The organism is Roseibium sp. ROS1 (assembly GCF_054658215.1).
Genome location: NZ_BAAGIG010000004.1, coordinates 421,003 through 442,547, shown reverse-complemented (window position 1 = coordinate 442,547; position 21,545 = coordinate 421,003). Strand labels below are relative to the sequence as shown.

25 protein-coding genes are annotated in these 21,545 nt (G+C 60.1%); 14 read left to right on the top strand and 11 right to left on the bottom strand.

Going from position 1 to position 21,545, the window contains the following annotated elements; translation table 11 throughout:
• Entirely contained in the window at positions 1 to 933 is a 933-nt protein-coding gene (locus ACYQ6M_RS24855; RefSeq protein WP_460076201.1) for a diacylglycerol/lipid kinase family protein, read from the top strand.
• 15 nt (positions 934 to 948) lie between these two features.
• On the opposite strand, the gene ACYQ6M_RS24850 is transcribed toward ACYQ6M_RS24855, so the two are convergent.
• Positions 949 to 2,115, bottom strand: coding sequence for a hypothetical protein (locus ACYQ6M_RS24850; RefSeq protein WP_460076199.1), 1,167 nt, complete (start codon positions 2,113 to 2,115; stop codon positions 949 to 951).
• Positions 2,116 to 2,442: 327 nt separating this feature from the next.
• Between ACYQ6M_RS24850 and ACYQ6M_RS24845 the strand changes: the two genes are divergently transcribed.
• Complete coding sequence (locus ACYQ6M_RS24845) at positions 2,443 to 3,216, top strand: DUF1223 domain-containing protein (protein ID WP_023002731.1); 774 nt, start codon at positions 2,443 to 2,445, stop codon at positions 3,214 to 3,216.
• Positions 3,217 to 3,444: 228 nt separating this feature from the next.
• Positions 3,445 to 4,332, top strand: a complete 888-nt coding sequence (locus ACYQ6M_RS24840) for a cation diffusion facilitator family transporter (RefSeq protein WP_035907938.1) — start codon at positions 3,445 to 3,447, stop codon at positions 4,330 to 4,332.
• Positions 4,333 to 4,355: 23 nt separating this feature from the next.
• On the opposite strand, the gene ACYQ6M_RS24835 is transcribed toward ACYQ6M_RS24840, so the two are convergent.
• Complete coding sequence (locus ACYQ6M_RS24835; protein ID WP_023002729.1) at positions 4,356 to 4,841, bottom strand: hypothetical protein; 486 nt, start codon at positions 4,839 to 4,841, stop codon at positions 4,356 to 4,358.
• Between the two features lie 445 nt (positions 4,842 to 5,286).
• Here ACYQ6M_RS24835 and ACYQ6M_RS24830 point away from each other — a divergent pair, with 445 nt between their 5' ends.
• Positions 5,287 to 6,111: a carbohydrate ABC transporter permease gene (locus ACYQ6M_RS24830; protein ID WP_023002728.1), complete on the top strand. Its 825-nt coding sequence runs from the start codon at positions 5,287 to 5,289 to the stop codon at positions 6,109 to 6,111.
• Positions 6,112 to 6,181: 70 nt separating this feature from the next.
• Complete coding sequence (locus ACYQ6M_RS24825; RefSeq protein ID WP_055659927.1) at positions 6,182 to 6,865, top strand: HAD family hydrolase; 684 nt, start codon at positions 6,182 to 6,184, stop codon at positions 6,863 to 6,865.
• An 88-nt stretch (positions 6,866 to 6,953) separates the two neighbouring features.
• Here ACYQ6M_RS24825 and ACYQ6M_RS24820 read toward each other — a convergent pair whose 3' ends face one another.
• From ACYQ6M_RS24820 to ACYQ6M_RS24810, 3 genes are all read right to left on the bottom strand, one after another.
• Positions 6,954 to 8,174 carry an ammonium transporter gene (locus tag ACYQ6M_RS24820; protein ID WP_055660490.1) on the bottom strand — a complete coding sequence of 407 codons (1,221 nt, stop codon included), beginning with the start codon at positions 8,172 to 8,174 and terminating at the stop codon, positions 6,954 to 6,956.
• 307 nt (positions 8,175 to 8,481) lie between these two features.
• Positions 8,482 to 9,846 (bottom strand): ammonium transporter family protein, encoded by a 1,365-nt coding sequence (locus ACYQ6M_RS24815; RefSeq protein ID WP_055659930.1) that lies wholly within the window; start codon positions 9,844 to 9,846, stop codon positions 8,482 to 8,484.
• A 20-nt stretch (positions 9,847 to 9,866) separates the two neighbouring features.
• Positions 9,867 to 10,205: a P-II family nitrogen regulator gene (locus ACYQ6M_RS24810; RefSeq protein ID WP_006938248.1), complete on the bottom strand. Its 339-nt coding sequence runs from the start codon at positions 10,203 to 10,205 to the stop codon at positions 9,867 to 9,869.
• A 678-nt stretch (positions 10,206 to 10,883) separates the two neighbouring features.
• Between ACYQ6M_RS24810 and ACYQ6M_RS24805 the strand changes: the two genes are divergently transcribed.
• The gene (locus tag ACYQ6M_RS24805; RefSeq protein WP_460076193.1) at positions 10,884 to 11,486 is read left to right on the top strand and encodes an amidohydrolase family protein; all 603 of its coding nucleotides are present in this window, start codon (positions 10,884 to 10,886) and stop codon (positions 11,484 to 11,486) included.
• 100 nt (positions 11,487 to 11,586) lie between these two features.
• On the opposite strand, the gene ACYQ6M_RS24800 is transcribed toward ACYQ6M_RS24805, so the two are convergent.
• Complete coding sequence (locus tag ACYQ6M_RS24800; RefSeq protein WP_077291489.1) at positions 11,587 to 12,138, bottom strand: DUF924 family protein; 552 nt, start codon at positions 12,136 to 12,138, stop codon at positions 11,587 to 11,589.
• A gap of 56 nt (positions 12,139 to 12,194) precedes the next feature.
• The gene (locus tag ACYQ6M_RS24795; protein WP_460076190.1) at positions 12,195 to 12,992 is read right to left on the bottom strand and encodes a substrate-binding periplasmic protein; all 798 of its coding nucleotides are present in this window, start codon (positions 12,990 to 12,992) and stop codon (positions 12,195 to 12,197) included.
• Positions 12,993 to 13,278: 286 nt separating this feature from the next.
• Here ACYQ6M_RS24795 and ACYQ6M_RS24790 point away from each other — a divergent pair, with 286 nt between their 5' ends.
• A complete protein-coding gene (locus ACYQ6M_RS24790) occupies positions 13,279 to 13,512 on the top strand; it encodes a sulfurtransferase TusA family protein (protein ID WP_055660494.1) in 234 nt (77 codons plus the stop codon).
• Between the two features lie 32 nt (positions 13,513 to 13,544).
• Here ACYQ6M_RS24790 and ACYQ6M_RS24785 read toward each other — a convergent pair whose 3' ends face one another.
• Complete coding sequence (locus tag ACYQ6M_RS24785) at positions 13,545 to 13,844, bottom strand: 4a-hydroxytetrahydrobiopterin dehydratase (protein WP_023002719.1); 300 nt, start codon at positions 13,842 to 13,844, stop codon at positions 13,545 to 13,547.
• Between the two features lie 134 nt (positions 13,845 to 13,978).
• Here ACYQ6M_RS24785 and ACYQ6M_RS24780 point away from each other — a divergent pair, with 134 nt between their 5' ends.
• Both ACYQ6M_RS24780 and ACYQ6M_RS24775 read left to right on the top strand, forming a co-directional pair.
• Positions 13,979 to 14,437 carry a low molecular weight protein-tyrosine-phosphatase gene (locus ACYQ6M_RS24780; RefSeq protein ID WP_168687393.1) on the top strand — a complete coding sequence of 153 codons (459 nt, stop codon included), beginning with the start codon at positions 13,979 to 13,981 and terminating at the stop codon, positions 14,435 to 14,437.
• 120 nt (positions 14,438 to 14,557) lie between these two features.
• Positions 14,558 to 14,818 carry a hypothetical protein gene (locus tag ACYQ6M_RS24775; protein ID WP_023002717.1) on the top strand — a complete coding sequence of 87 codons (261 nt, stop codon included), beginning with the start codon at positions 14,558 to 14,560 and terminating at the stop codon, positions 14,816 to 14,818.
• Between the two features lie 8 nt (positions 14,819 to 14,826).
• On the opposite strand, the gene ACYQ6M_RS24770 is transcribed toward ACYQ6M_RS24775, so the two are convergent.
• Positions 14,827 to 15,687, bottom strand: coding sequence for a phosphatase PAP2 family protein (locus ACYQ6M_RS24770; RefSeq protein WP_460076186.1), 861 nt, complete (start codon positions 15,685 to 15,687; stop codon positions 14,827 to 14,829).
• 81 nt (positions 15,688 to 15,768) lie between these two features.
• Here ACYQ6M_RS24770 and ACYQ6M_RS24765 point away from each other — a divergent pair, with 81 nt between their 5' ends.
• From ACYQ6M_RS24765 to map, 3 genes are all read left to right on the top strand, one after another.
• Positions 15,769 to 16,446, top strand: a complete 678-nt coding sequence (locus ACYQ6M_RS24765; RefSeq protein ID WP_460076185.1) for a DsbA family protein — start codon at positions 15,769 to 15,771, stop codon at positions 16,444 to 16,446.
• Positions 16,447 to 16,563: 117 nt separating this feature from the next.
• Positions 16,564 to 16,770: a ParD-like family protein gene (locus tag ACYQ6M_RS24760; protein WP_055659940.1), complete on the top strand. Its 207-nt coding sequence runs from the start codon at positions 16,564 to 16,566 to the stop codon at positions 16,768 to 16,770.
• A 1-nt stretch (position 16,771) separates the two neighbouring features.
• Entirely contained in the window at positions 16,772 to 17,542 is a 771-nt protein-coding gene (map, locus tag ACYQ6M_RS24755) for a type I methionyl aminopeptidase (RefSeq protein ID WP_055659942.1), read from the top strand.
• A gap of 19 nt (positions 17,543 to 17,561) precedes the next feature.
• Here map and ACYQ6M_RS24750 read toward each other — a convergent pair whose 3' ends face one another.
• On the bottom strand, positions 17,562 to 18,725 hold the full coding sequence (locus tag ACYQ6M_RS24750; RefSeq protein ID WP_460076183.1) for a hybrid sensor histidine kinase/response regulator: 1,164 nt from the start codon (positions 18,723 to 18,725) through the stop codon (positions 17,562 to 17,564).
• A gap of 176 nt (positions 18,726 to 18,901) precedes the next feature.
• On the opposite strand from ACYQ6M_RS24750, the gene ACYQ6M_RS24745 reads away from it, so the two are divergent.
• Entirely contained in the window at positions 18,902 to 19,876 is a 975-nt protein-coding gene (locus ACYQ6M_RS24745; RefSeq protein WP_023002711.1) for an AEC family transporter, read from the top strand.
• A 12-nt stretch (positions 19,877 to 19,888) separates the two neighbouring features.
• On the opposite strand, the gene gluQRS is transcribed toward ACYQ6M_RS24745, so the two are convergent.
• Positions 19,889 to 20,773, bottom strand: coding sequence for a tRNA glutamyl-Q(34) synthetase GluQRS (gluQRS, locus tag ACYQ6M_RS24740; protein WP_460076181.1), 885 nt, complete (start codon positions 20,771 to 20,773; stop codon positions 19,889 to 19,891).
• Between the two features lie 127 nt (positions 20,774 to 20,900).
• Between gluQRS and ACYQ6M_RS24735 the strand changes: the two genes are divergently transcribed.
• A complete protein-coding gene (locus tag ACYQ6M_RS24735; RefSeq protein ID WP_460076179.1) occupies positions 20,901 to 21,542 on the top strand; it encodes a DNA-3-methyladenine glycosylase family protein in 642 nt (213 codons plus the stop codon).
• Positions 21,543 to 21,545 lie beyond the last annotated feature (3 nt).

The following is a 21,545-nucleotide window of genomic DNA, read 5'->3' as shown; positions in this document are numbered from 1 at the left end:
ATGCCTGAGGACGACCAGGGCCCCGCGACGGGCGGCAGCCGCCCTCAAGAGCACAGCCTGAAGATCAGGGTCATCTACAATCCCCGCACAGGTCACAAGCGCGAGAAGCGTTTCAAGGCGGTATTGGCGCTGCTCGAGGCACGCGGTCACACGTGCGAAATCCTGATCACGACCAAGGCGGGCGATGCCGCCGGTTTCGTTCGGGAAACCACATCAGACGACGTCGATATCCTGGCAATCGCCGGCGGCGATGGCACGATCAACGATGCAATCCAGGGAGCCGGCCCGCAGACGCCGCCTCTGGGGCTCATACCGCTCGGCACGGCGAATGTGCTGGCGCACGAGCTCGGCATCGGCACGGATCCACACCGGATTGCAAACTGCCTTGTGGAAGCGCGCATCCTTAAGATCCGGCCAGGCCAGGTCAACGGGCACCGCTTCATGATGATGGCCGGCATCGGGCTGGACGCGCAGGTGGTTTCGGATCTCAGCCGCGCCACCAAGACCCGCTTCGGCAAAGCCGCCTATCTGATCGAAGTTTTCCGGACACTGCGGCGATGGACCTGCCCGCGGGTGGACGTCCGGCTGGACGGTGAGCCCGAAAAGGCAGCGACGCTGATCGTCAGCCGTGGCAAACGGTATGGCGGGACATTTGTCCTCGCACCGAAATGCGACCTCGCCAACCCGTCTTTTTGCGCAACGATATTTCCTCCAGGCAGCGCTCTGTCTGTCTTCGGACGTTTTCTGCTGATACCGGCAGGCCTGCTCCTGCGGCATGGTCTCATTGCCCAACAGCCGGCCAGAACAGTCGAAATCCTGGGTCCCCTGGGCGACCCGATACAGGCCGACGGCGATATCGTCGCGCATGCGCCTGCGCAGATCTCGGTTTGCGAGCAGCCGATACGCCTGTGCGTTCCGATGTCCCGGCGATAACACGAGCCAGGAAGATCAATCTTCGCTTTCCAGCCCGGCAAGATGGGCCAGCCGGCGGCATGCGCTCATCCAGTCGAAGTCTTCGCGCGCGGCAATGGGCGGCTCCGGCACAGTCGTCAACGCATACTCCAGCGCCTCGAGAGCCCCTTCCAGTTCCGTGTAGAAATGGGCGTTGGGATAGGCCTTGTAGGGAAGGTTGCCCGGACAGTCCGGCAGGATGACATGTCGGCCGGCAACCAGCGCATCGGCGGTTGCCGTGCACAGGATTTCGCTGCGCGAAGGGTTCACCATGACCCGGTATCGTCCGATATCGGACCAGAACCGCCGGTTCGGTCCGAAGAACCGTAAATCCGCGCCTTCCTCTCGTGCGAAGGCGCGAAACTCTGCTTCATCGCGCCCCCCGCCAATGACATCGATGGGCCTTTTGGCACGGGCAGCGATGCGGGCAAGGTCGTCCAGGCCTTTTTCCCAGAGGAAAGCTCCGAGAAAATAGATCCCTTCGGTTTCCTGCGTAACGAGAGGCACCTGCGCGTAACCGGGCATGACACCGGTCACCCGTTCCACAGGCATCGTGATGCCCGGCAGGGTGAGGGCGGGCGACAGGCTGAGGGGCAGATCGATGCGCAGCCGCAGGGCGCGGCCGTGCAGATAAGATACCAGCCGGGCGAGGCTGTTTGGAAACGGCAGCCCGGACATACGGATATAGGTTTCATAATCCGTCATGCTAAGACCGATCGTCTTGTCCGCGCGGATGCCTCTGCGCCCGGTCGTTACCGGATACCAGCACAGATGCTCCGGCTCGCTCGCGATCAGGCACCGGGCCGGCGGCGCGGCGCGGTAGACGTCTTCCATCGGCACGATCGACCCCATGCCTGCCACAAACCTTGCCCGATAAGGCCGGCATTCCGGAAATTTGTAGGGTCCGAAGGCTTCAAGTTCCGTCTGGAGCCAGTCGACCTGCTCGTCAAAATCGACGAAACGGGTCTCGCCCCACAGCCGTTGCTGTGAAACCTCATCCAGCCAGGGAAGAACATAGACAACCCGATAGCCAAGCGTTGCCAACCCGCAGGCGTGCCACAGCGAGATGAAGGACGGTCCGGTCATCCACGGCAGGGCGGCACTCGTCAGAACCGCAAAGTCATGGATCTCTTGACCTTTGGTACGTTCGCCAGACAGGGGCACTTGTCTCCAGTTTCAACAGCCAGAACCACGGGCAACGATCGGCCAGCGCCCTGAAGCGAAGGAGGCGACAGGCTGGCGCGAGACACCAGAACACATGATTCTCCGCGCGAGACAATCCACCATCACAGGTCCGGAAAGCCAGACAGGCCAGAACGCTAACGCCCGTTTCGACCTGTATTTTCCACAAGACGCCTGACACGCCAAATGGTGAGGCCTTGTCACAAACGCGCGAATGAGGCCGTCTAAGACGAAAGTCACCCGCTCGTGACTTTCGGTTGAGTGCTCCATTGCATATTTTAGGGGCAATCGAACAAGGAATTGAGCCAAATGGTGGGATCGTTTTCCCGGAAGGCCGGCAAGGCCCTCCGCACCGCGCTTATTGTAACCGGCGGAATAGTTGCCCTGGCCGCGCCAATCAACGGCGCGCAGGCGCAACCCGAAAAAGTCATCGAACTGTTTACCAGCCAGGGCTGCTCCTCGTGCCCGCCGGCCGATCGGCTGGCGGAAAAGCTGGTGCAGGAAGATAACAACGTCCTGACCATGGTGATGCCCGTCGACTACTGGGATTATCTCGGCTGGAAGGACACGCTGGCAAGTCCCGTCAACTCGCAGCGTCAGCGGGCCTATGCCGCGCGGCGCGGCGACCGGTCGGTCTACACCCCGCAAATGGTGATCAACGGCGAGGAGCACGTCGTCGGCAGCCGCGAAGGCGATGTAAGGGCCGCGCTGGCACGTACCGACCCCTTTACCGCGACAATCGACCTGAAGATTACTGACATGGTCGTCCAGGCAACGGTGAAAGGCTCCCTGCCCAAGGGCTTCAACATGGCGACCGTCTATTTCCTGCGCATGCAGGATGAAGCCCTCGTTGATATCGGCCGCGGCGAAAACGCGGGCCGCAAGGTGCGTTACGTCAACGTGGTGCGCAATCTGCAGCCGATGGGAATGTGGTCCGGCGGCCAGGAGACATTCCGCATGCCGAAGTCCAAACTGATGCTGAAAGGCGACGCCCGCTGCGCAGTTGTCGTGCAGCTTGAAAATCCCGACGGCCCCGGCCGGATCATCGGCGCGGCAACCATGAACAAGAGCGGCGGTCTGTGAACAGCCGCTGTGGTGTGACCAAATATCAATTCCCTCTGAAAAACGAGCCCACCGGCCTCGAAGCCGGGTTGTAACCCCCGAGAAAACTGCTACCCCTTGCCCCGTTCGACCCGCCTCGGGATCGTAAACGCCCAAAGCACGGGCAATTTGCGAAACGCAGTGGCCGGTCAGGTTCTCTGCTTTGCCGGCGTCTGGTGAAGCAAATCGGTCCTGGGGGAACGCATGAAGTTGAAGCGCAGGCTTCAGATAGCCTTTTTGAGCATCGTTTTCGGCGTGGTCGTTCTCGGTCTCAAGATCGGCGCCTACCTGTTGACCGGCTCCATAGCGCTTTATTCAGACGCGTTGGAAACGACGGTCAATATCGCGTCCGCTATCGCTACGCTTGCAGCCGTCTGGTTCGCCGCCAAACCCGCCGACAGCAACCACCCCTACGGCCACGACAAGGTTGAGTATTTCGCGGCGGTTCTCGTCGGTGTGATGATCGTGCTTGCCGCCCTGTCGATTTTCCGCGCGGCTTGGCTTGGCTTCATCAGTGGCGACAGTCCGGAATATTCGCCAGCCGGTATCGGCATGAACCTGCTTGCCGCCGTCATCAACGGCGCCTGGGCGCGGTACCTGATGAGATATGGCAAACACGCAAGATCACCTGCCCTTGTTGCGGACGGCAAGCATCTGATGACCGATGTGGTCAGCTCCGTCGGGGTTTTGGGCGGTGTTGTGCTGGTGATGCTCACCGGCTGGAAAGTCATGGATCCCGCGCTTGCGGTTCTTGTCGGCCTCACCGTTCTCTGGTCCGGCTGGGGCCTCGTCAAGGAATCCGTCGGCGGACTGATGGACGAAGCCGCCTCGCACGACACATTGGACAAGATCCGTGTTCTGATTTCCGAACATGGCGAAGGCGCCCTGGAGGCACACGACCTGCGCACTCGCATTGCCGGCAAATCCACCTTCATCGATTTTCACCTGGTGGTGCCGGGCGAAATGTCCGTCGACAAGGCACATGAGATCTGCGACCGGATCGAGATTGCCATTGTCGAAGATGTCCCCGGAGCCCGGATCACCATTCACGTCGAACCGGAACACAAGGCCAAGCATTCCGGCATTGTGGTGCTCTAGGGGGTGGCCCGAACCCTCTGGTCTTAAAAATAGTAGGGATAACCGCGCATGAGCGAGGCGTTGTTATACTCGAAGACACCGGAGGTCTGGTCGCCCAGCCCACCGCAAACCCGCTTGCCACCACCGATGGCGCGGCAGAGATGCCGAAGCAGGTGCCCGCCGGCGCGCCCCTCCGCGATCGAACAGGCATTGAGGGAAAGAACGCCGCCAGGGCGGATATACTGGCCCAGCGTTCTCCAGAAGTTCTCCATCCCGGAACTGTGAGACACCATCCCGACCGGACTGGCCGCCGTGAATCCGCCTACGCAGTCTGCATCCAGAAGGGTCACCTGACCGGGAACGCCGCTGTGAAAGACCAGCTCGACCACGCCGAAGCCACCCGATGGCGCGTTTTGAACCAGATGACCCAGAATTTCATCGGTCGAGGAATAGCTGTAACCGGAATGCGCGGCCATATATCCCCGCGTCAAAAAATCAAGCTCACCATTATAAAGAAGTATCCGTGTCATATCGCGCCCCCCGGCACCAAATGTGCAACATGGCTTTCAGGATGAAGAAAGTCTCGTAATACCGAGAAATATTGCCTGAAGAACTGCTCCCTGTCACTCAAGGGACAGGATCGGGGTAAAATCTACTTCCAGAACGCCCCCTTAAAATGGCAGCACTTTCGGAACGCTACGTCATCGGACGAGGTCTTTTCCGGCCCGGCCAACCAGCCTGTCTCCCGCCGGCTGCACCTGCAGGCAGACCGAATTGCGTCTTGCCCTCGCCCGTCACAATCCATAATACTCTGCACCCGGCGATCCTCGCCGCCGTCTCACCGACGGGTCTGAACCGGGCATTTGCTCACTGCGGAACTGTCTTGGCGCCTGCCCCGGCAACGCCGAAATTTCCCCGCTCCGTCCTCGCAGCACGCCCCGGTTACTTCGGAACGATTTGAGGAACCAGTCTCATATGCCCAACTGGCGGCGCTGGCAGGCCCAGCTTCTTGATCATCTGATCCTGATCGGCGGCGCGCTTGTGATGACGCTGCCTGTCTATTCGATCTTCGCCGCAACCACCCATGAGGGCGGAAGGGTCCGGCCAAGGCTCGATCTGGGCAGTGGCACGCTGGAAAACTACGGACACTTTCTGCAGACCGGCGCGGGCTTTTCCGGTGACGTCACAGCATTGTCGATGATGTGGAATTCCTTCCTGCTGGGCGCTGGATTTGCGACCCTGAAGGTCGTTCTGTCCCTCATGACAGCCTATGCACTGATCTATTTTCGGGTTCGCTTTGCCAGCGCCATCTTCGCCGTGCTTCTGCTGACCCTGTTGCTGCCTCTGGAATCCCGGTTCCTGCCGACCTATGCCGTGACCGTCGAACTTGGCCTCGTCAACACGCGTGCGGGCCTCATCCTGCCGCTGGTCGCCTCCGGCCTTGGGACGCTGTTCTTCCGCCAGTTCCTCATGACGGTTCCGGATGCGCTGCTGGAATCGGCCAGGATCGACGGCGCTGGTCCGCTGAAGTTCTTCAAGGACATTCTGGTTCCCCTGTCGGCGCCGACAGCGGCCGCGCTGTTCCTGGTCATGTTTGTCAACGGCTGGAACCAGTATCTGTGGCCGGTAATGGTCACCTCGGAGGAAAGCACCTACACCTTGGTGCGCGGCATGCAGTTTTTCGGCAATTCCAGCCTGCGCGGACTGATGCTGGCGGTACTCGCGTTCGTGCCTCCGGCCCTGCTTGTCATATTGTTTCAACGACAAGTCGTTAAAGGCCTGTTCGACGGCTCACACTGACGACATCCGGCATTGAAACCGGCGGTCCCTGCCCCAATTTTTCCAGAACGACCCGAAAGGCACCTCATCCATGGCATTTGAAGCGATCCTGTTCGACTGTGACGGCGTTCTGGTGGATTCGGAAATCATCTATGTCGATGTCGAACGCGAACATCTGGCCCGGATCGGCCTGAAGTACGAGCTTCATGAGTATATGGACCGGTTCCAGGGCCTGGGCAGCACGGATTTCTGGGCGGCGCTCGACGCGGATTACCAGACCCTCGGCAAGGGACCGCTGCCTGAAACATTCGGACCGGATCTGGACGCTGCCACCCAGGCGCGGATCGACCGCGAACTGGCGGAAATCAAGGGCATCAAACAGCTGCTGGCAGCCCATGACGGCCCACGTGCCGTCGCCTCCTCCTCCCGCCTGCACCGGCTGACCCACAAGCTTCAGCACACAGGGCTCTTCCCTTATTTCGAGCCGCATATCTATTCAGGCGAACAGGTGACCAACGGCAAACCCGCGCCCGATCTGTTTTTGTTCGCGGCGGATAAGCTGGGTGTGGACCCGAAAGCCGCGCTTGTCGTGGAAGACAGTGTCAACGGCGTGAAGGCGGGCCTTGCCGCCGGCATGACGGTTTGGGGTTTTGTCGGTGGCGGTCATTGTCACGATGGCCACGCGGAACAGCTGCTTGCGGCCGGTGCACATCGGGTTGTCGACAGCCATGACAACCTGGCCGCTCTGCTGATCAGTGAAAGCACAGCAGCCTGAGACTGTTTTGGGTCGATCCAAAAATCTGACAGAACCCGAATGCTCCTGAGAGATCCGCGCGCCGCTACCCGGCGCGCGGCAGGCCGTTCTAGCGCCCGAGATCGTGTTCCGGATTTGCGCTGATCTTGTGGATCGAAAGATCCGCTCCGCGGTGCTCGTCTTCCTGAGATAGCCTCAGACCCATCGTCGCTTTCAGGATACCGTAGACGGCTAGACCCGCCCCAAGGGCGTAGACCGCCCCCAGAACCGTACCGATAACCTGCGAAACGGGAGACACACCGCCAAGGCCGCCCAGGGCCTCGAGCCCGAAGAAACCAGCGGCGATACCACCCCACGCTCCGCAGATGCCATGCAGCGGCCAGACACCCAGAACGTCGTCGATTTTCAACTTGTTCTGGCAGATCTCGAAACCGATTACGAAGACGCCGCCGGCGACACCCCCGACAATCAGGCTGCCGATCGGGTGCATGACGTCCGAACCGGCACAGACGGCAACGAGACCGGCCAGCGCACCGTTGTGCACGAAGCCAGGATCATTCCGGCCGACGACCAGCGCCACAAGAATGCCGCCAACCATGGCCATCAACGAGTTGATCGCCACAAGACCGGAAATGCTCTCAAGAGAGGCAGCCGTCATCACGTTGAAACCGAACCAGCCGACACAAAGCATCCAGGATCCCATGGCGAGCCAGGGCAGCGATGAGGGCGGAATACCGATGGGACGGCCGTTGCGGTCGTAACGGCCCATGCGGGCACCCAGCAGCAGAACGGCGCCGAGCGCGATCCAGCCGCCGACCGCATGCACCACCACAGAGCCTGCAAAGTCATGGAACGGCGCGCCGAAGGTCGCTTCCAGCCAGCCCTGGAACCCGAAATTGCCGTTCCAGACCAGACCCTCGAACAACGGATAGACGATACCGACCAGGGCAACGGTGGCCAGGCATTGCGGCCAGAACTTCATGCGTTCCGCGATGCCGCCGGAGATGATCGCCGGAATTGCGGCGGCAAATGTTGTGAGGAAGAAGAACTTCACCAGGCTCAGACCCTGAAGTTCGAAGCCTTCACCACCACCTGACAAGGTCGCCGCGTTCACCAGGAACGTGGTGCCGTAGGCAACCGCATATCCGACGAAGAAATACGCCACTGTCGACAGGGCAAAGTCGACAAGGATTTTTACCAGCGCGTTGACCTGGTTCTTTTGACGGACGGTGCCGACTTCCAGAAAAGCGAAGCCGCCGTGCATGGCGAAAACGAGAATAGCTCCCACAAGGACGAAAAAGACGTCCGCCCCGACCCCGGTTTCATTCATTTTGACCCCCAGATAGGCAATTTGCCATTTGTTTTTGCGTTTCGGAGCGCACAGCATTCAAACTGCATGCCAAACGGGCAAAAGCTCAAAAAAGACCCGGAAATCAGCCGATTTTTTAATCGAAACCTTGAGAGGCCCCACCAAAGGGAACGTGTGGATCGATTATTTTGTAATCATTCGCAATTTTTTTAGGCAAAAACAGAAACTCAGGGCAACCAACCAAAAAAGAGCCCGGGGTTGCCCCCGGGCTTTCCAAGTTTGCGGTCTGAGCCAATAGACCGCCTGGGAGATTTTTGTCGGCGCCGCCTTAGAGGCGGCCGGAGCCGGTTCCGAATTCCGGATAGGCTTCCACACCGATTTCGACCTTGTCGAGACCAAGGGCCTCTTCTTCCTCGGACACCCGGATACCCATGGTGGCCTTGAGGACGAACCAGATCACCGAGCTTACGACCAGGGTGAACGCACCGATGGAAACGATACCGATCAGCTGGGTGACGTAGGAAGCGTCGGAGTTGGACAGCGGTACGATGAGCGTGCCCCAGATACCTGCCAGCAGGTGAACCGGGATGGCGCCAACGACGTCGTCGATTTTCAGCTTGTCGAGCATCGGAACCGCGAAGACCACGATCACGCCACCGACACCGCCGACGAAGACGGAAACCCACACGCTCGGTGCAAGCGGTTCTGCGGTGATGGCAACCAGACCTGCCAGAGCGCCGTTCAGAGCCATGGTCACGTCGACCTTCTTGTAGAGGATCTGGGTGAGAACAACCGCGACGACGACACCGGCAGCAGCAGCCATGTTGGTGTTGGCGAAGATGCGGGAGATGTCGGAGACGTCACCTATGGAACCCATGGCGAGCTGGGACGCACCGTTGAAGCCGAACCAACCCAGCCACAGGATGAACGTGCCGAGGGTTGCGAGCGGCATGGAGGAACCCGGGAACGGGTGCACGGAGCCATCCGCACCATACTTGCCTTTACGGGCACCGAGGATAACCGCACCGGCCAGAGCAGCCCAGCCACCGACGGAGTGAACCAGAGTGGAACCGGCAAAGTCGGAGAACTCAGCGCCGCCGATAGCCTTCACGGCTTCGCCGTTGAGCCAGCCGCCGCCCCATTCCCAGGAACCGGTGATCGGGTAGATGATGCCCGTCAGGACAACGGTGAATGCCAGGAAAGGCCACAGCTTGATGCGCTCGGCGAGCGTACCGGACACGATCGACGCGGTGGTCGCACAGAAGACCATCTGGAAGAACCAGTCGGACGCCGTGGAGTAACCGGTGTCGAGTGCGTCGCCGCCGACGGCGTCAAACGCGTAAGGGCCGAAGGAACCCATGAAACCGCCGTCAACGCCGGTGTACATCAGGTTGTAACCGGTGATCCAGAACATCAGGCCAGCGATGGCGTAGAGCGTAATGTTCTTCAGGCACTGCATCGAAACGTTCTTGGAGCGGACGAGACCAGCTTCAAGCATTGCGAAGCCGGCGGCCATCCACATGACCAGGAAACCACCGATGAGGAACAGCAGCGTATTGAAGATATAGGCAACCTCGGGAGAGACTGCGGCTGGAGCTGCAGCGGCAGCCTCGGTATCCTGCGCAAGCACCGGCAGAGCCGTAAGGCTCAGCAGAGCCAGCGCCGTCGCGCCCTTAGCGACTAGTTTTTTCATGATACGTTTCCTTACCTAAATCACAGAGCTTCGGCGTCGGTTTCGCCGGTACGGATGCGCACGACCTGATCGATCGAATGAACGAAGATCTTCCCATCCCCGATCTGGCCGGTCTTGGCAGCGCCGGAAATCACTTCGACGACCTTGTCGACGGAGGCGGCATCCACAGCGACTTCAATCTTCAGCTTCGGCAGGAAGCTGACGGCATACTCGGTGCCGCGATAGATTTCGGTGTGCCCCTTCTGGCGGCCATAGCCCTTCACTTCAGTCACCGTCAGCCCCTGGATGCCGATGCTGGTCAAGGCATCGCGCACTTCGTCGAGCTTGAACGGCTTGATGATGGCCATCACTATTTTCATTGCTCGTTCCATTCCCCTTCTTAGCGCCCCTTCCCGTCGAAGAAGCTCGGCCTACCACCCCGGAAACTGCGCCTGGTTCTGTCCCCCTCTGGAAGGATCTTCTCAGGTCTTCGGCTTCACCACGTGTCGTGGCCCCGGGCCGGTGTCGGCTCTTACTAATCAAGGACCGTGCCAACTTGGCTTTTTCGGAGAGTCTTTCGCGGAATCCCGCGGTTTTGCAGTGCAAAAAACGCCAGAGCCAACTTTGTGGCATAAATGGGATGACGGCTTTTCAGGCAGTTTTTCTGCCTATTTTTTACACAAAGCACACTTTCGAGGTTAAAAATTGTGCACAAAAGACCGGCAATCACCCCTCGCATAAAAATGCGGCACCTGAACCGGTCAACAAAGTTACGGCAGTGCAAACGGACGTGCCTCGCCACTGCGGCGACAGCCCGCCGCGAAAGCAGCTACCGCCTCGGTACGGAGGCACAATCCGTATCTCAGGTTCCAGGTGGAGGACTGGCGCTGCACGCCTGTTTACGAAACCGTCAGAGAAAGGGCCGCCACATCGAATAAGTTCGAGCTTGTTCGGGATCCTGGAGTATACTTTTCAGAAGTAATCCCGGCAGATGCAGCCATTAGTTGCTCTGCCTTTTCAACGCCCCCATCCCAACGGACCAACCGGCAGAGGTTGAAATGAGACACAGTGCCAAGCTAGCGGCCATCGCCCTTTCGTTCTTGCCGGGTCTTGCGAACGCGCAGGACGTGGCCGACACCATCTATTCCGGCGGCCCCATCCTGACCATCAATGACGGCCAGTCGAAGGTTGAAGCCGTCGCGGTGAAAGACGGGCGAATACTGGCGGCAGGAACGTTGGCCGATATTTCGACCTTTAAGGGCGAAACGACGGAGGCGTTCGATTTGAACGGCCGGACGATGCTACCGGGGTTCGTAGATAGCCACGGACACGTGGTCATGGGCGGAATTCAGGCCCTTTCGGCGAACTTGCTTGCGCCGCCGGACGGGGAAGTCACGGATATCGCCAGCTTGCAGGCAACGCTGAAAGCCTGGGCGGAAAAGAATTCTGCGACAGTCGACAAGGGGTCGATCGAAGTCGGCAAGCTGGCCGGGATAAAGATCGAAGGGACAGTGAAAGGCGGCAATCTGGTCTATGACGCACAGAAAGACAGCCGTCGGGGCGACCTCTCCCCGCAATTTCCGGTCTTCGGCAATCCGGAAGCAGCGCATCATCTGATGCATGCAATGTATGACGGCTTGAGCGGCGCTTCCAATCAGTAAGCAGACCGCATGCTGCGTTGGGACGGCCTCCGAAGGCCGTCCTGAAGACAGGGCAACTCGGTCAATGCCTCGACCGCAGAAGCAGCTCCCGGGCAGATCCTCAGGCTGAGAAGCCGCCGCTTTCCAGATAGGCGATTTCTTCCGGTGTCGATTGCCGGCCGAGAACGGCATTGCGATGCGGAAAGCGGCCGAAGCGGCGGATGACGTCGAGGTGGATCAGCGCGTAGTGATAAAGTTCCGTGTCACCAAGGACGCGGCACAGGTCAACAGACCTTTCCTGGTGCGCCATGTCCTCTGCGTGCTCGAACGGCAGGTAGAAAAAGCCGCGCGCCTCTTTGGGAAACGCCCTGTCAAAACCACGATCAAGCGCTTTTTCGGCGACCTCTACGGCCTTCGGGTCCGCCCGGAAAGCCTTGGGGCTGCCGCGGAAGACATTGCGCGGGAACTGGTCAAGCAGGATCAGGAGCGCGAGCGCACCATCGGCCGTATCCGCCCAGCCATCGAGCTTGCCCTCAGCCGCATCCTCGATAGCGGCCAGGAACCTGTCCCGGCACAACTTGTCGAACTTGTCGTCCTTTGCGAACCATTTCGCCGGCCCGGCGTTCCACCAGAAATCGAGAACGTCGAGGGAGGTGATCGGCTGGTCTGTCATGGCGGCAATTTCCGGAGATGAAGGAGTGGAAGGGGTGCGATCCGTTCCTGCCAGCTTCACTTGCCCGCTGTCAACGCGCCGCAGGCCAATGTCTGCCAGTTGACCTGGTGTGCTCGGGTCTGGGCGTCCAGAAAGCCGCTGTCCTTCAGGGCGGACATTTCCTGCCTGAACGCCTCGACCAGCGCGGGATCCGTTCCCTGGCTGAACACGGCCCACAGCGGGTCGGCAAGTGCTTCGACAAAAACCACCGGCTGCAGGAGGCTGCCGTCATATCCCTGCTTGCAGGCGCTGGCCTCAGCCAGGAACCCAGTCAGCGGCAGCACATCGATCCGCTCCAGATAGAGCATCTCGATACCTTGGTGAAAATCGGTGATCGGCACCAGGTTCCCGGTTTTCTCGAACCCGAGCTGATTGAGGTGGGACAGAAGATTGGAGCCGTCCTGAACACCGATCCGCACCTTCTGATCACGCAGGTCCTCGACCGTGTCGGCTTCGATCTTCGGTCTGGTCGAGAGCTGGTAGAAATTCTGCCCATAGGGCGAGACTTCGCCCAGCCAGATGAATTTATCTTCCCGCTCCGGCGTTCGCGACAGCGAGAAAAAAAGCACATTCGGCATGGTTTCGGCCAGGAGCATTGCCCGCTTCCAAGGCAGGAATTCGTAAGCGCCGATCTTCAGCGGGATTGTTTCCCCGACCCGTCTGGCAACTTCGAGCATATAGGCCGTGACATAACCGTCCGGCTTGCCCGCGTTGTCCCATTGCAGCGGTGCGAAACTCTGGGTGACGATCTGGATTTCGGCTGGGTCTGCCTTTGCCGGGCCGGCAACAAGCGAAAGGGCCGCGGCCGCAAGCATGATTGCGCTCCGGAGTCCTGCTTTCATTCCTGCACCATGCAATCGTCCCGCACCTTTGAAGAAGCTCTTTCTCGCAGTTAAACCCTGCCGGCGGATTGCGGGTGCGCCTTTGCGACGGCCGTCAATCCGGAACCGGACCTACTTGGCCTCAAGTCTGGGACGGTTTTCATCCCTGTTCCCCGATGACACCGGCAAATCAGGCTAGTTTTGACTTCCTAATCTTGTATGAATGGCCAACAAAGGGAAGAAATTTCGACCCGCCACCGGCGCCCCTGAAACGGAGACTTTGTTGACGACCGGAACGACACTCGATCTGAAGGGCCTGAAATGCCCGCTGCCCGTGCTAAAGACCCGCAAGGCCCTCACCCGGTTATCCAGCGGCGAGCAACTGACGGTTTTGACCACGGACCCGATGGCGGAAATCGACATTCCCCATTTCTGCAACGAGCAGGGCCATACCCTGCTGGAAGCAGAGCGCATAGAGGGCGGCCACCGGTTCGTGCTGACCAAGGGCGGCTAGATCAACAAACGATCAGCACCCGGCTTGAAGCGTCACTGCATCTTGCCGGCAATCTTGTCGATATCCGCCGCAAGCTGGAGGTCCAGTTTGCTGAGACCGCCAACGTCATGGGTCGACAGGGTGATATCGACACTGCGATAGACATTGAACCATTCGGGATGGTGGTTCATCTTTTCCGCCACCAGCGCGATCTGGGTCATGAAGGCAAAGGCTTCGCGGAAGTTGTGAAACTTGAAGGATTTCGATATCGCCTCCCGGTCTTCGCACATGTGCCAGCCCGGCAGATCGTTCAATCCGGCGGCGCGGTCTTCCGGCTTCAGTCGTTCAACCATCTGGTCCTCCTGTTTTGCGTAACGGCCCGGCTCGAAAACGAGCCGTCTGCCTGCCGTGCACCTAATCCAGTTCTGTGTCAGCCCAATGGCGGGCTGCCAGCATCCACTTGGCGCCTGTTTCAAGGATAACCCGCTTGCCCCACGCCGTCCTCTTCGTTTGCCTTGGCAACATCTGCCGGTCGCCACTTGCGGAAGGCGTCTTCCGGGACATCGTGCAGGAGGCAGGACTGGCAGACAGTTTCGTGGTCGATAGCGCGGGAACCGGTGCCTGGCACATCGGCAATCCACCGGACCCACGCTCCATCGAGATAGCCTCGCGGCATGAGGTCGATATCTCCGCCCAACGGGCACGGCAGGTGCGGGCAGATGATTTCCGCCGCTTCGACACCATCGTCGCCATGGACAGGGACAATCTCGCTGCCCTCAAGCGCATGGGCGGAGCGAGCAGCCCCCGGCTACGATTGCTTTTGAACAGACCGCCGCAGGATGTTCCCGATCCCTACTACGGCGGCCCGGACGGCTTTGAACAGGTGTACCAGCTCGTGCGCACTGGTGGTCAACGTCTCTTTCAGGACCTGATGACGAGTGCCTGACAAAGCCAGGCACGCTGCTTGACCATACGACAAGCCGGGGATTGCCGGGCACGGGTTCATAAATCCGTCTCAGACACCGGTGTATGGGTGTCTGATCTGCACGACTTCCTTGGCACCAAAATGAAAATTCTGTGGTGGTCGCTTGCGGCTGCGCTGATCCTGGCCGGGCTGGTAACGGTCTGGCTGCCGATCCCGACCGGCGTCCCCCTGCTTGCACTCGGCATGATTGTCATTGTCGGCACGAACCGGAGCGCGGCACGCATGCTGCGCAGCCGAAGACGCAAGACGCCGCCGCTCAATGATGCCATTACCTGGGTGGAAGACCGCTCGCCCTTGCGCTTTGCCCGCATCCTGAAACGCACAAGACCACGCAAGAAGTAGGGTGTTTGTCAGCGTTCGGCAAAAACGCGACCGATGCCGCGAAGTGCCCGTCGGACCCGAACCGCCAGCCGTTGCAACACCCGCTGCAAGCGCCGCCCCTTCACGGTGAACCACTCGTCAAGCTGGCGATCGCTCACCAGCGGTGGGGTCTTGCGATAAAGCAGATGGTGGATCGCCAGGATCAGGAGCAGCGTCACGCCCCAGGACAACAGCGTATCGGACAGGAAGTGCCCGCCGAAAGCCACCCGGTTGGCTGACAGGATCAGGCCGAGCGGGATCAGAAAGACGAGAGCGCCCTTGCGCCAGGTTGCTGGCACAAGCAAGGTAATTGCCGCCACCAGCCACATGGCAGCCGACCCTTCCCCGGACACGAACGAACAGTTGCTGTCGCAATAGTTCGAGATTTTCCAGACCGGCTGGTACGGCAGATCCCCACCGAAGATCTCGACATTGCGGGGCCGCGGGCGGCCCCAGTTGTCTTTCAGGATCAGATTGACCAGAACCCCCGGTCCAAGGATCAGCGTCGAAAGCAGGAACACCGGCTGACGCAGTGGCATCAGCGGCTGACGGCCGGGCACCAGCAGCTTGATGAGCAGAACCGCCACGCAGACGATGGCGATTACCCGGGCAAGAAACGGTCCCAAGTGACGGACATCGCGCAAGAACGCGACGTTCTCGGCCTTGAAGCCCTCATCGCCAAAATGGAAAAGCCCGCTCGCCCAGAGATCGACGCCGGGAAAGGCCAGAAAGAACAGGGACACAAGGCAGATATAGAGCCCAACGCACACCATCGAATGGTTAATGCACCAGATGGATAGTTTGCTCAGTCCGGTCTTGGGATTATGCTGCTGGGGCTGGGTTTGCGTCATGGCTGCTCTTTAACGCATCCAATTGCCCGATCCAATCCCTTCCTGAAACCGGCCGGTTCAGATTTTGCGGAGATGCGGAATGTGAAAAACAGTCAGCCGCCTGCGGCCCCTACCGGCACGAATATAGTGTCATTGCGGCAGGACCGGAAACCGGTGGTGGAATTCTGGTACGAATTTGCATCCACCTACAGCTATCTCTCGGCCATGCGGATCGAAACGCTTGCAAGCGACTATGGCGTTGAGATCGCCTGGCGGCCATTTTTGCTCGGTCCGATCTTCAAGAAACAGGGCTGGCCAACCTCTCCCTTCAACCTGTATCCCGCCAAGGGCCACTACATGTGGCGCGACATGGAACGGCTTTGCAGACAATACGGCCTGCCGTTCACCTTGCCGTCTCCCTTTCCCCAGGACGCGCTGCTGGCCGCCAGGATCGCACACGCAGCACAGAACCAGCTCTGGATAGGGGCCTTTACCCGTGCGGTCTTCATCGCTGAATTCGGACAGGGACTGAACATCGCCGACGAAAGCCTGATGGCTGAACTGCTGCTGGAAATCGGCGCTCCGGCCCGGACGGCCCTGTCGACCGCCCACAGCCGGGAAAACAAGATAAGCCTGCGCGCGGCCGTTACCGAAGCCGAAAAACTCGGCATCTTCGGCGCACCGAGTTTCGTCATTCCAGGCGGAGACCTCTACTGGGGCGACGACCGGCTGGAACAGGCCCTCGAGGCAGCCGGGAACCTGGTTGAAACAGACGCCTGAAGACAGCATCGCGTTCATCCGACATTCCAACACAGAACCCGGCTTGCGGGACCCGAGATCGAAGGCTATATACGAAACATATACGTTTCATATAACCAGCCATTTCGGGAGACAGTCATGGGCATCGTCAAGATCGACGAGGGTCTGCACGAGGAAATCCGCCGTGCCAGCACCGTCATGTGCCGCTCCATCAATGCGCAGGCCGAATTCTGGATGAAGATCGGCATGCTGGCCGAGGCCAACCCAACCCTGTCCTTCAGCGACATCATCAAGATGCAGCTCGACGCAGCGCAGGCTCCCTCAGCAGATGCGGCGGTTGCCTGACATGGTCAAGACCCCGGAAGAACTGGAACTCATGCGCAACTCGGGCAGGTTGCTCGCCTCTGTCTTCGAAATGCTCGATGGCGTTGACCTTGCCGGAATGTCGACACTCGCTGTCAACGACATGGTGGAGCGTTTCATAACCGAAGACCTTGCCGCCCGTCCGGCCAGCAAGGGTCAATACGGCTTTGAATTTGTGCTGAATTGCTCGATCAACCAGGTCGTCTGCCACGGCATTCCGGACCGGAACGAGATCATCCGCGACGGCGACATCATCAATCTGGATATCACGCTCGAAAAGGACGGCTTCATTGCCGATTCCAGCAAGACCTATGTCGTCGGAAACGCCAGTGCGGCCGCAAGGCGGCTGGTGCGTGTTGCCCAGAAAGCGATGTGGAAAGGGATCGAGCAGGTAAAGCCGGGCGCCTATCTGGGCGATATCGGCCATGCAATCGAAAAACACGCCAAGAAGAACGGCTACTCGGTGGTGCGCGACTATTGCGGGCACGGCATCGGCCGTGAAATGCACGAGGAGCCCAACGTGCTGAATTTCGGACGGCGCGGAACGGGCATGAGATTGCGCGAAGGCATGGTCTTCACCGTCGAGCCGATGATCAACCAGGGCACCAGCCGGGTTTCAACCGAAGAGGACGGCTGGAAGGTTGTGACCAAAGACGGCAAGCTGTCGGCGCAGTTCGAACACACGGTCGCCGTTACCGCCGATGGTGTCGAGGTTCTGACCCTGCGCCGAGATGAAACAGCCCTGACAGGATAGAGGCCGTAAGGTGTGGCCCTCAGCCCGCTCTGCGTCCGCTCGCCAGTTTCATCGCCTCGAAAAGGGCGGCAGGTGACAGGGGTTTTGTCAGGATTTCCCGGAACCCCGCATCCCGCAAACGCGTGTCGCCAACAGACTCCAGAGCCGCCGTCACGGCGATCAGCGGCAGATCCGGGCGCAGAGAGCCGAGCGCCTCGGCCGTTTCGACACCGCTCATGCCGGGCATGTGCAGATCGAGCAACGCGGCATCGAAGTCGCTCTTTTGAACGAGACCGACAGCCTGCTCGCCCGATCTGGCGGCCTCCGACGAAATGCCGAAGGATTCCAGCAGCGCTGCCAGCAGACGGCAATTGGTCTCGTTGTCATCAACAATAAGCACATGCGCCGACAAGGGCCCGGTGACAGACGCATCTTCGGATGTTTCCGACGTTCCATGCTGGTCTGCCTCGGCCTGCAACAGGCCGTCATCGCCCTCGCCGAGCGGAATTTCCACATTGAACCGGCTGCCGCCGGTCTCGGAACGCGCCAGTGTCAACCGGCCATTCATGTCCCGGACGAACTGCGCCGTCCCCCAGAGACCAAGACCCGTTCCGGGCGCGGTTTCCCGGCCGTGCCGGCCCCGGACAAAGGGCCGGAACAGCCGTGCACCTTCTTCGGGCTCGATGCCGGGGCCGCTGTCTGCAACGGAAATCAGGAGGGAGGAAGGTTTGCCCTGACCGGATGCATCCTCCGATTTGAAGCCGGCTGCGCGAACCTCAACCGTGACCCCGCCCTCAGCAGTGTATTTGACGGCATTGTCCAGCAATGTCGTGATCACCCGGCGCAGTGTCCCACCACTCGATGTAACCGCCTCGCGGGCCTCGTCGTCTATTTTCAGCGTCAAGGTCAGGTTTTTTGCTTCGGCTGCGACCTGGAAAAGGTCGGCGATTTCCGAAACGACATCTGCGATCCGACTGGGTCTTGTTTCCGCTTGCGATCCCGGTTCGGCAGCCGTGACAAGCTCGCCCGTCATCTGCGTAAGTGCATCGATGGAGCGAATGAGGATCGACAGTTGATCTTTTTGTGTCCCGTTCAACGGACCAGTGCCGATCAGCTCTGCCGTCAGGCGCATGGCGGCAAGCGGCGTTCTGAGATCGTGGGCCAGAAGCGCAAGTTTGACGCTGTCCTCGTCATGATTTGCCATGCGGCCGGAGATCCTTCGCCTGAATGGGTCTCAACCGGGCTTGCCAGACACGCGCCAAAAAGCCAAGTTGGTCGAAATTCTGCTTACCTTGCCGTGTGGCCGCTGTCCATCCAGACCGGCATCCACCTGCACCCAGTCCCAAATCAACCGGAAACAGCCTTTGGGTTGCCGCATAGATGCTTGCTCAAACACTTACGATCGTCGCCCCGGTTTTCCTGCTGATCGGCATTGGCTACTGTCTCGCCAAAACCCGCATTCTGAACCAGAGCATCAGCGAAGCACTCGGGCAGTTTGTCTATATCGTGGCGATCCCGGTGCTGATCTTCCGATCGCTGATCGGCGCTGACCTCAGCGCGGGTGTTCCGCTGGCGCTCTGGGCAACCTACTTTATCGGCGTCGGCTTTGCCTGGCTGCTCGGATCGCTGATCATTCGCAAGGGCTTCGGCCGCGATGCCCGGGCTAGCGCGATCGGCGGGATATCCGCCGCCTTCGCCAACACGATTCTGGTCGGACTGCCGCTGGTCGCCTCGGTATACGGCGACGAAGGCCTGGCCCCGCTGCTGCTGATCATCTCGATCCACCTGGCCACGATGACAGTGCTGATGGCGGTGATGATGGAGCGGGCAGCTGCGATCGACAACGGCACGGCCTCCCCTCCCATTTCCCAACTGTTGATGGGAGCCGGAAAAAGCCTGGTGAAGAACCCCCTCGTCGTCACCATCGTCGCCGCCTTTATCTGGCGGCAGACAGGCCTGGAGCTGCCGGAGATCGGTCTCGACGTTATCAGCCGCATCGCCGCCACGGCACTGCCTCTGTCACTGCTGTCACTGGGCATGAGCCTCGTGCAATACGGCATGCGCGGCAATATCGTGCCAGGACTGATCCTCAGCATCATCAAGATGCTGCTCATGCCGATCGTCGTTTTTAGTTTCGGGGCTTTCGTGTTCCACCTGCCACCTCTGTGGACAGCCGTTGCGACCTTGACGGCCAGCTGCCCGACAGGTGTCAACGCCTATATTTTCGCCAACCGCTACGGCACTGGCCATTCCATGTCCGCAAATGCGATTACCATGACCACGCTCTGCGCCATCGTTACAGCCAGCTTGTGGATCTGGTTCCTGGATCATTGGTTCGGCATGAGCCTGCGCTAATCCCTGAACGCGCTAGAGCCCGATCCTCTTGCGCAGTTCGGCATGGGTCATGCCGGCCTCACGCAACGACCGGAGACTGGTGTCCTTGCTGGACTTCGAGAGCTTGCGTCCGTCCGCCCCCAGGACGAGCCTATGATGCCGGTAGACCGGTGACGGCAGGCCGAGCAGTTCCTGCAGGACCCTGTGCACACTGGTTGCGTGATAAAGGTCCTGTCCGCGCAGCACATCGGTGATGCCCTGCCTGGCATCATCGACCACCACCGACAGATGATAACTCGTCGGCGTGTCCTTGCGGGCAAGGATCACATCACCCCACGCTGCCGCCTCGACAGGCACCGCGACAGGTTCGGCAAACAGGCTTTCGCCTTCCGCCCCCGTTTCCTGCCACGACAGCGCCCTTCCGATCTGCGCGAGGGCGAATTGCATGTCGAGACGCAGTGAGAACGGCGCATCGCTGGCCGCCCGGCTCTTGAGCTCTTCCGCCGAAAGAACCGCGGCATCGCCAGGATAAAGCGGCGCACCGTCAGGATCCCGCGGCCAGCTTTCTCCATTAGCTTCCTTGGCAGAAACGAACGCCTTGATTTCAGCACGGGTCAGATAGGCGGGATATACCAGGCCCATGTCCTGCAACTTTTCCAGGGCTGCCCGGTATTGCGGAAAATTTTCCGATTGGCGCAACACGGGCTCATCGAGCGGCACGCCCAACCAGGCGAGATCCTCGAACATCTCCCGTTCCAGGTCCGGCGTGCACCGGGTCTGGTCGATGTCTTCCACCCGCACGAAAAACCGGCCACTGAGCGCAACAGCTGCACGCGCATTCAGGAGAGCCGAAAGCGCATGCCCCAGATGCAAGTGCCCATTGGGCGAAGGAGCAAAGCGGAACACGGGCTGGGTCATGAGATCGGCAAAGGCTGTTGACGCGGATCGGGCTGATGAGTGAAGTCCTACCTATCATTCCCCAGCCGCCGCGCAAGAGACAGTATCGCCCGGCAGTGCAAGACATCTCCGGACAAGCCCCGCCGACATGACCCCGATTACCACCGAAGAAGACATCGAAGCCGGTCTCAAGGCGCTGATCCGTCTCGACCCGCGCCTGCAGGAAATTGCAGGAACAGCAGGCCCGATCCCCTTGCGCCGTCGCGCAGCCGATTTTGAAGGTCTTGCACAGATTGTCACCGGACAGCAGGTGTCGGTTGCCAGCGCGGCTGCCATCTTCGCACGCCTTCAGGTGCTGATTGCGCCGCTGACGGCAGAAAACCTGGCAACCTTCACCGACGAGCAACTGGCAGGCGCCGGCCTGTCCCGACCGAAAATCCGGACCTTGCGCGCGCTGACGCAAGCATGCGGCAATGGTCTCGACCTTGCTCATCTGGCACAGGCGCCGGCCGATGAAGCCCACCGCGCATTATGCGAGATAAAGGGCATCGGCCGCTGGACCTCGGATATCTTCCTGCTGTTCTGCGCGGGACATCCTGATGTCTTCCCGAGCGGTGACCTGGCCTTGCAAGTCGCGGTTCAGGAGTCCCTCGGCTTGGCAGAACGTCCGGCACCAAAAGAGCTCGACGTCATCGCCGAGGCCTGGACACCGCACCGAGCTGTCGCCGCCCGTCTCTTCTGGGCTTGGTACAAGGTGAAAAAACAGGGCCGGGAAACCCTGCCGGTCTAGAGT

Bases quoted from the DNA above. Each gene is read 5' to 3' on its own strand.
- ACYQ6M_RS24820 (WP_055660490.1), bottom strand. From the start codon at position 8,174: ATGAATGAAACCGGGGTCGGGGCGGACGTCTTTTTCGTCCTTGTGGGA.
- ACYQ6M_RS24800 (WP_077291489.1), bottom strand. From the start codon at position 12,138: ATGACAGACCAGCCGATCACCTCCCTCGACGTTCTCGATTTCTGGTGG.
- ACYQ6M_RS24785 (WP_023002719.1), bottom strand. From the start codon at position 13,844: ATGGTTGAACGACTGAAGCCGGAAGACCGCGCCGCCGGATTGAACGAT.
- ACYQ6M_RS24760 (WP_055659940.1), top strand. From the start codon at position 16,564: ATGGGCATCGTCAAGATCGACGAGGGTCTGCACGAGGAAATCCGCCGT.
- ACYQ6M_RS24815 (WP_055659930.1), bottom strand. From the start codon at position 9,846: ATGAAAAAACTAGTCGCTAAGGGCGCGACGGCGCTGGCTCTGCTGAGC.
- map (WP_055659942.1), top strand. From the start codon at position 16,772: ATGGTCAAGACCCCGGAAGAACTGGAACTCATGCGCAACTCGGGCAGG.
- ACYQ6M_RS24795 (WP_460076190.1), bottom strand. From the start codon at position 12,992: ATGCTTGCGGCCGCGGCCCTTTCGCTTGTTGCCGGCCCGGCAAAGGCA.
- ACYQ6M_RS24835 (WP_023002729.1), bottom strand. From the start codon at position 4,841: ATGACACGGATACTTCTTTATAATGGTGAGCTTGATTTTTTGACGCGG.
- ACYQ6M_RS24830 (WP_023002728.1), top strand. From the start codon at position 5,287: ATGCCCAACTGGCGGCGCTGGCAGGCCCAGCTTCTTGATCATCTGATC.
- ACYQ6M_RS24825 (WP_055659927.1), top strand. From the start codon at position 6,182: ATGGCATTTGAAGCGATCCTGTTCGACTGTGACGGCGTTCTGGTGGAT.
- ACYQ6M_RS24810 (WP_006938248.1), bottom strand. From the start codon at position 10,205: ATGAAAATAGTGATGGCCATCATCAAGCCGTTCAAGCTCGACGAAGTG.
- ACYQ6M_RS24750 (WP_460076183.1), bottom strand. From the start codon at position 18,725: ATGGCAAATCATGACGAGGACAGCGTCAAACTTGCGCTTCTGGCCCAC.
- ACYQ6M_RS24845 (WP_023002731.1), top strand. From the start codon at position 2,443: ATGGTGGGATCGTTTTCCCGGAAGGCCGGCAAGGCCCTCCGCACCGCG.
- ACYQ6M_RS24770 (WP_460076186.1), bottom strand. From the start codon at position 15,687: ATGACGCAAACCCAGCCCCAGCAGCATAATCCCAAGACCGGACTGAGC.
- ACYQ6M_RS24775 (WP_023002717.1), top strand. From the start codon at position 14,558: ATGAAAATTCTGTGGTGGTCGCTTGCGGCTGCGCTGATCCTGGCCGGG.
- ACYQ6M_RS24735 (WP_460076179.1), top strand. From the start codon at position 20,901: ATGACCCCGATTACCACCGAAGAAGACATCGAAGCCGGTCTCAAGGCG.
- ACYQ6M_RS24745 (WP_023002711.1), top strand. From the start codon at position 18,902: ATGCTTGCTCAAACACTTACGATCGTCGCCCCGGTTTTCCTGCTGATC.
- ACYQ6M_RS24855 (WP_460076201.1), top strand. From the start codon at position 1: ATGCCTGAGGACGACCAGGGCCCCGCGACGGGCGGCAGCCGCCCTCAA.
- ACYQ6M_RS24805 (WP_460076193.1), top strand. From the start codon at position 10,884: ATGAGACACAGTGCCAAGCTAGCGGCCATCGCCCTTTCGTTCTTGCCG.
- gluQRS (WP_460076181.1), bottom strand. From the start codon at position 20,773: ATGACCCAGCCCGTGTTCCGCTTTGCTCCTTCGCCCAATGGGCACTTG.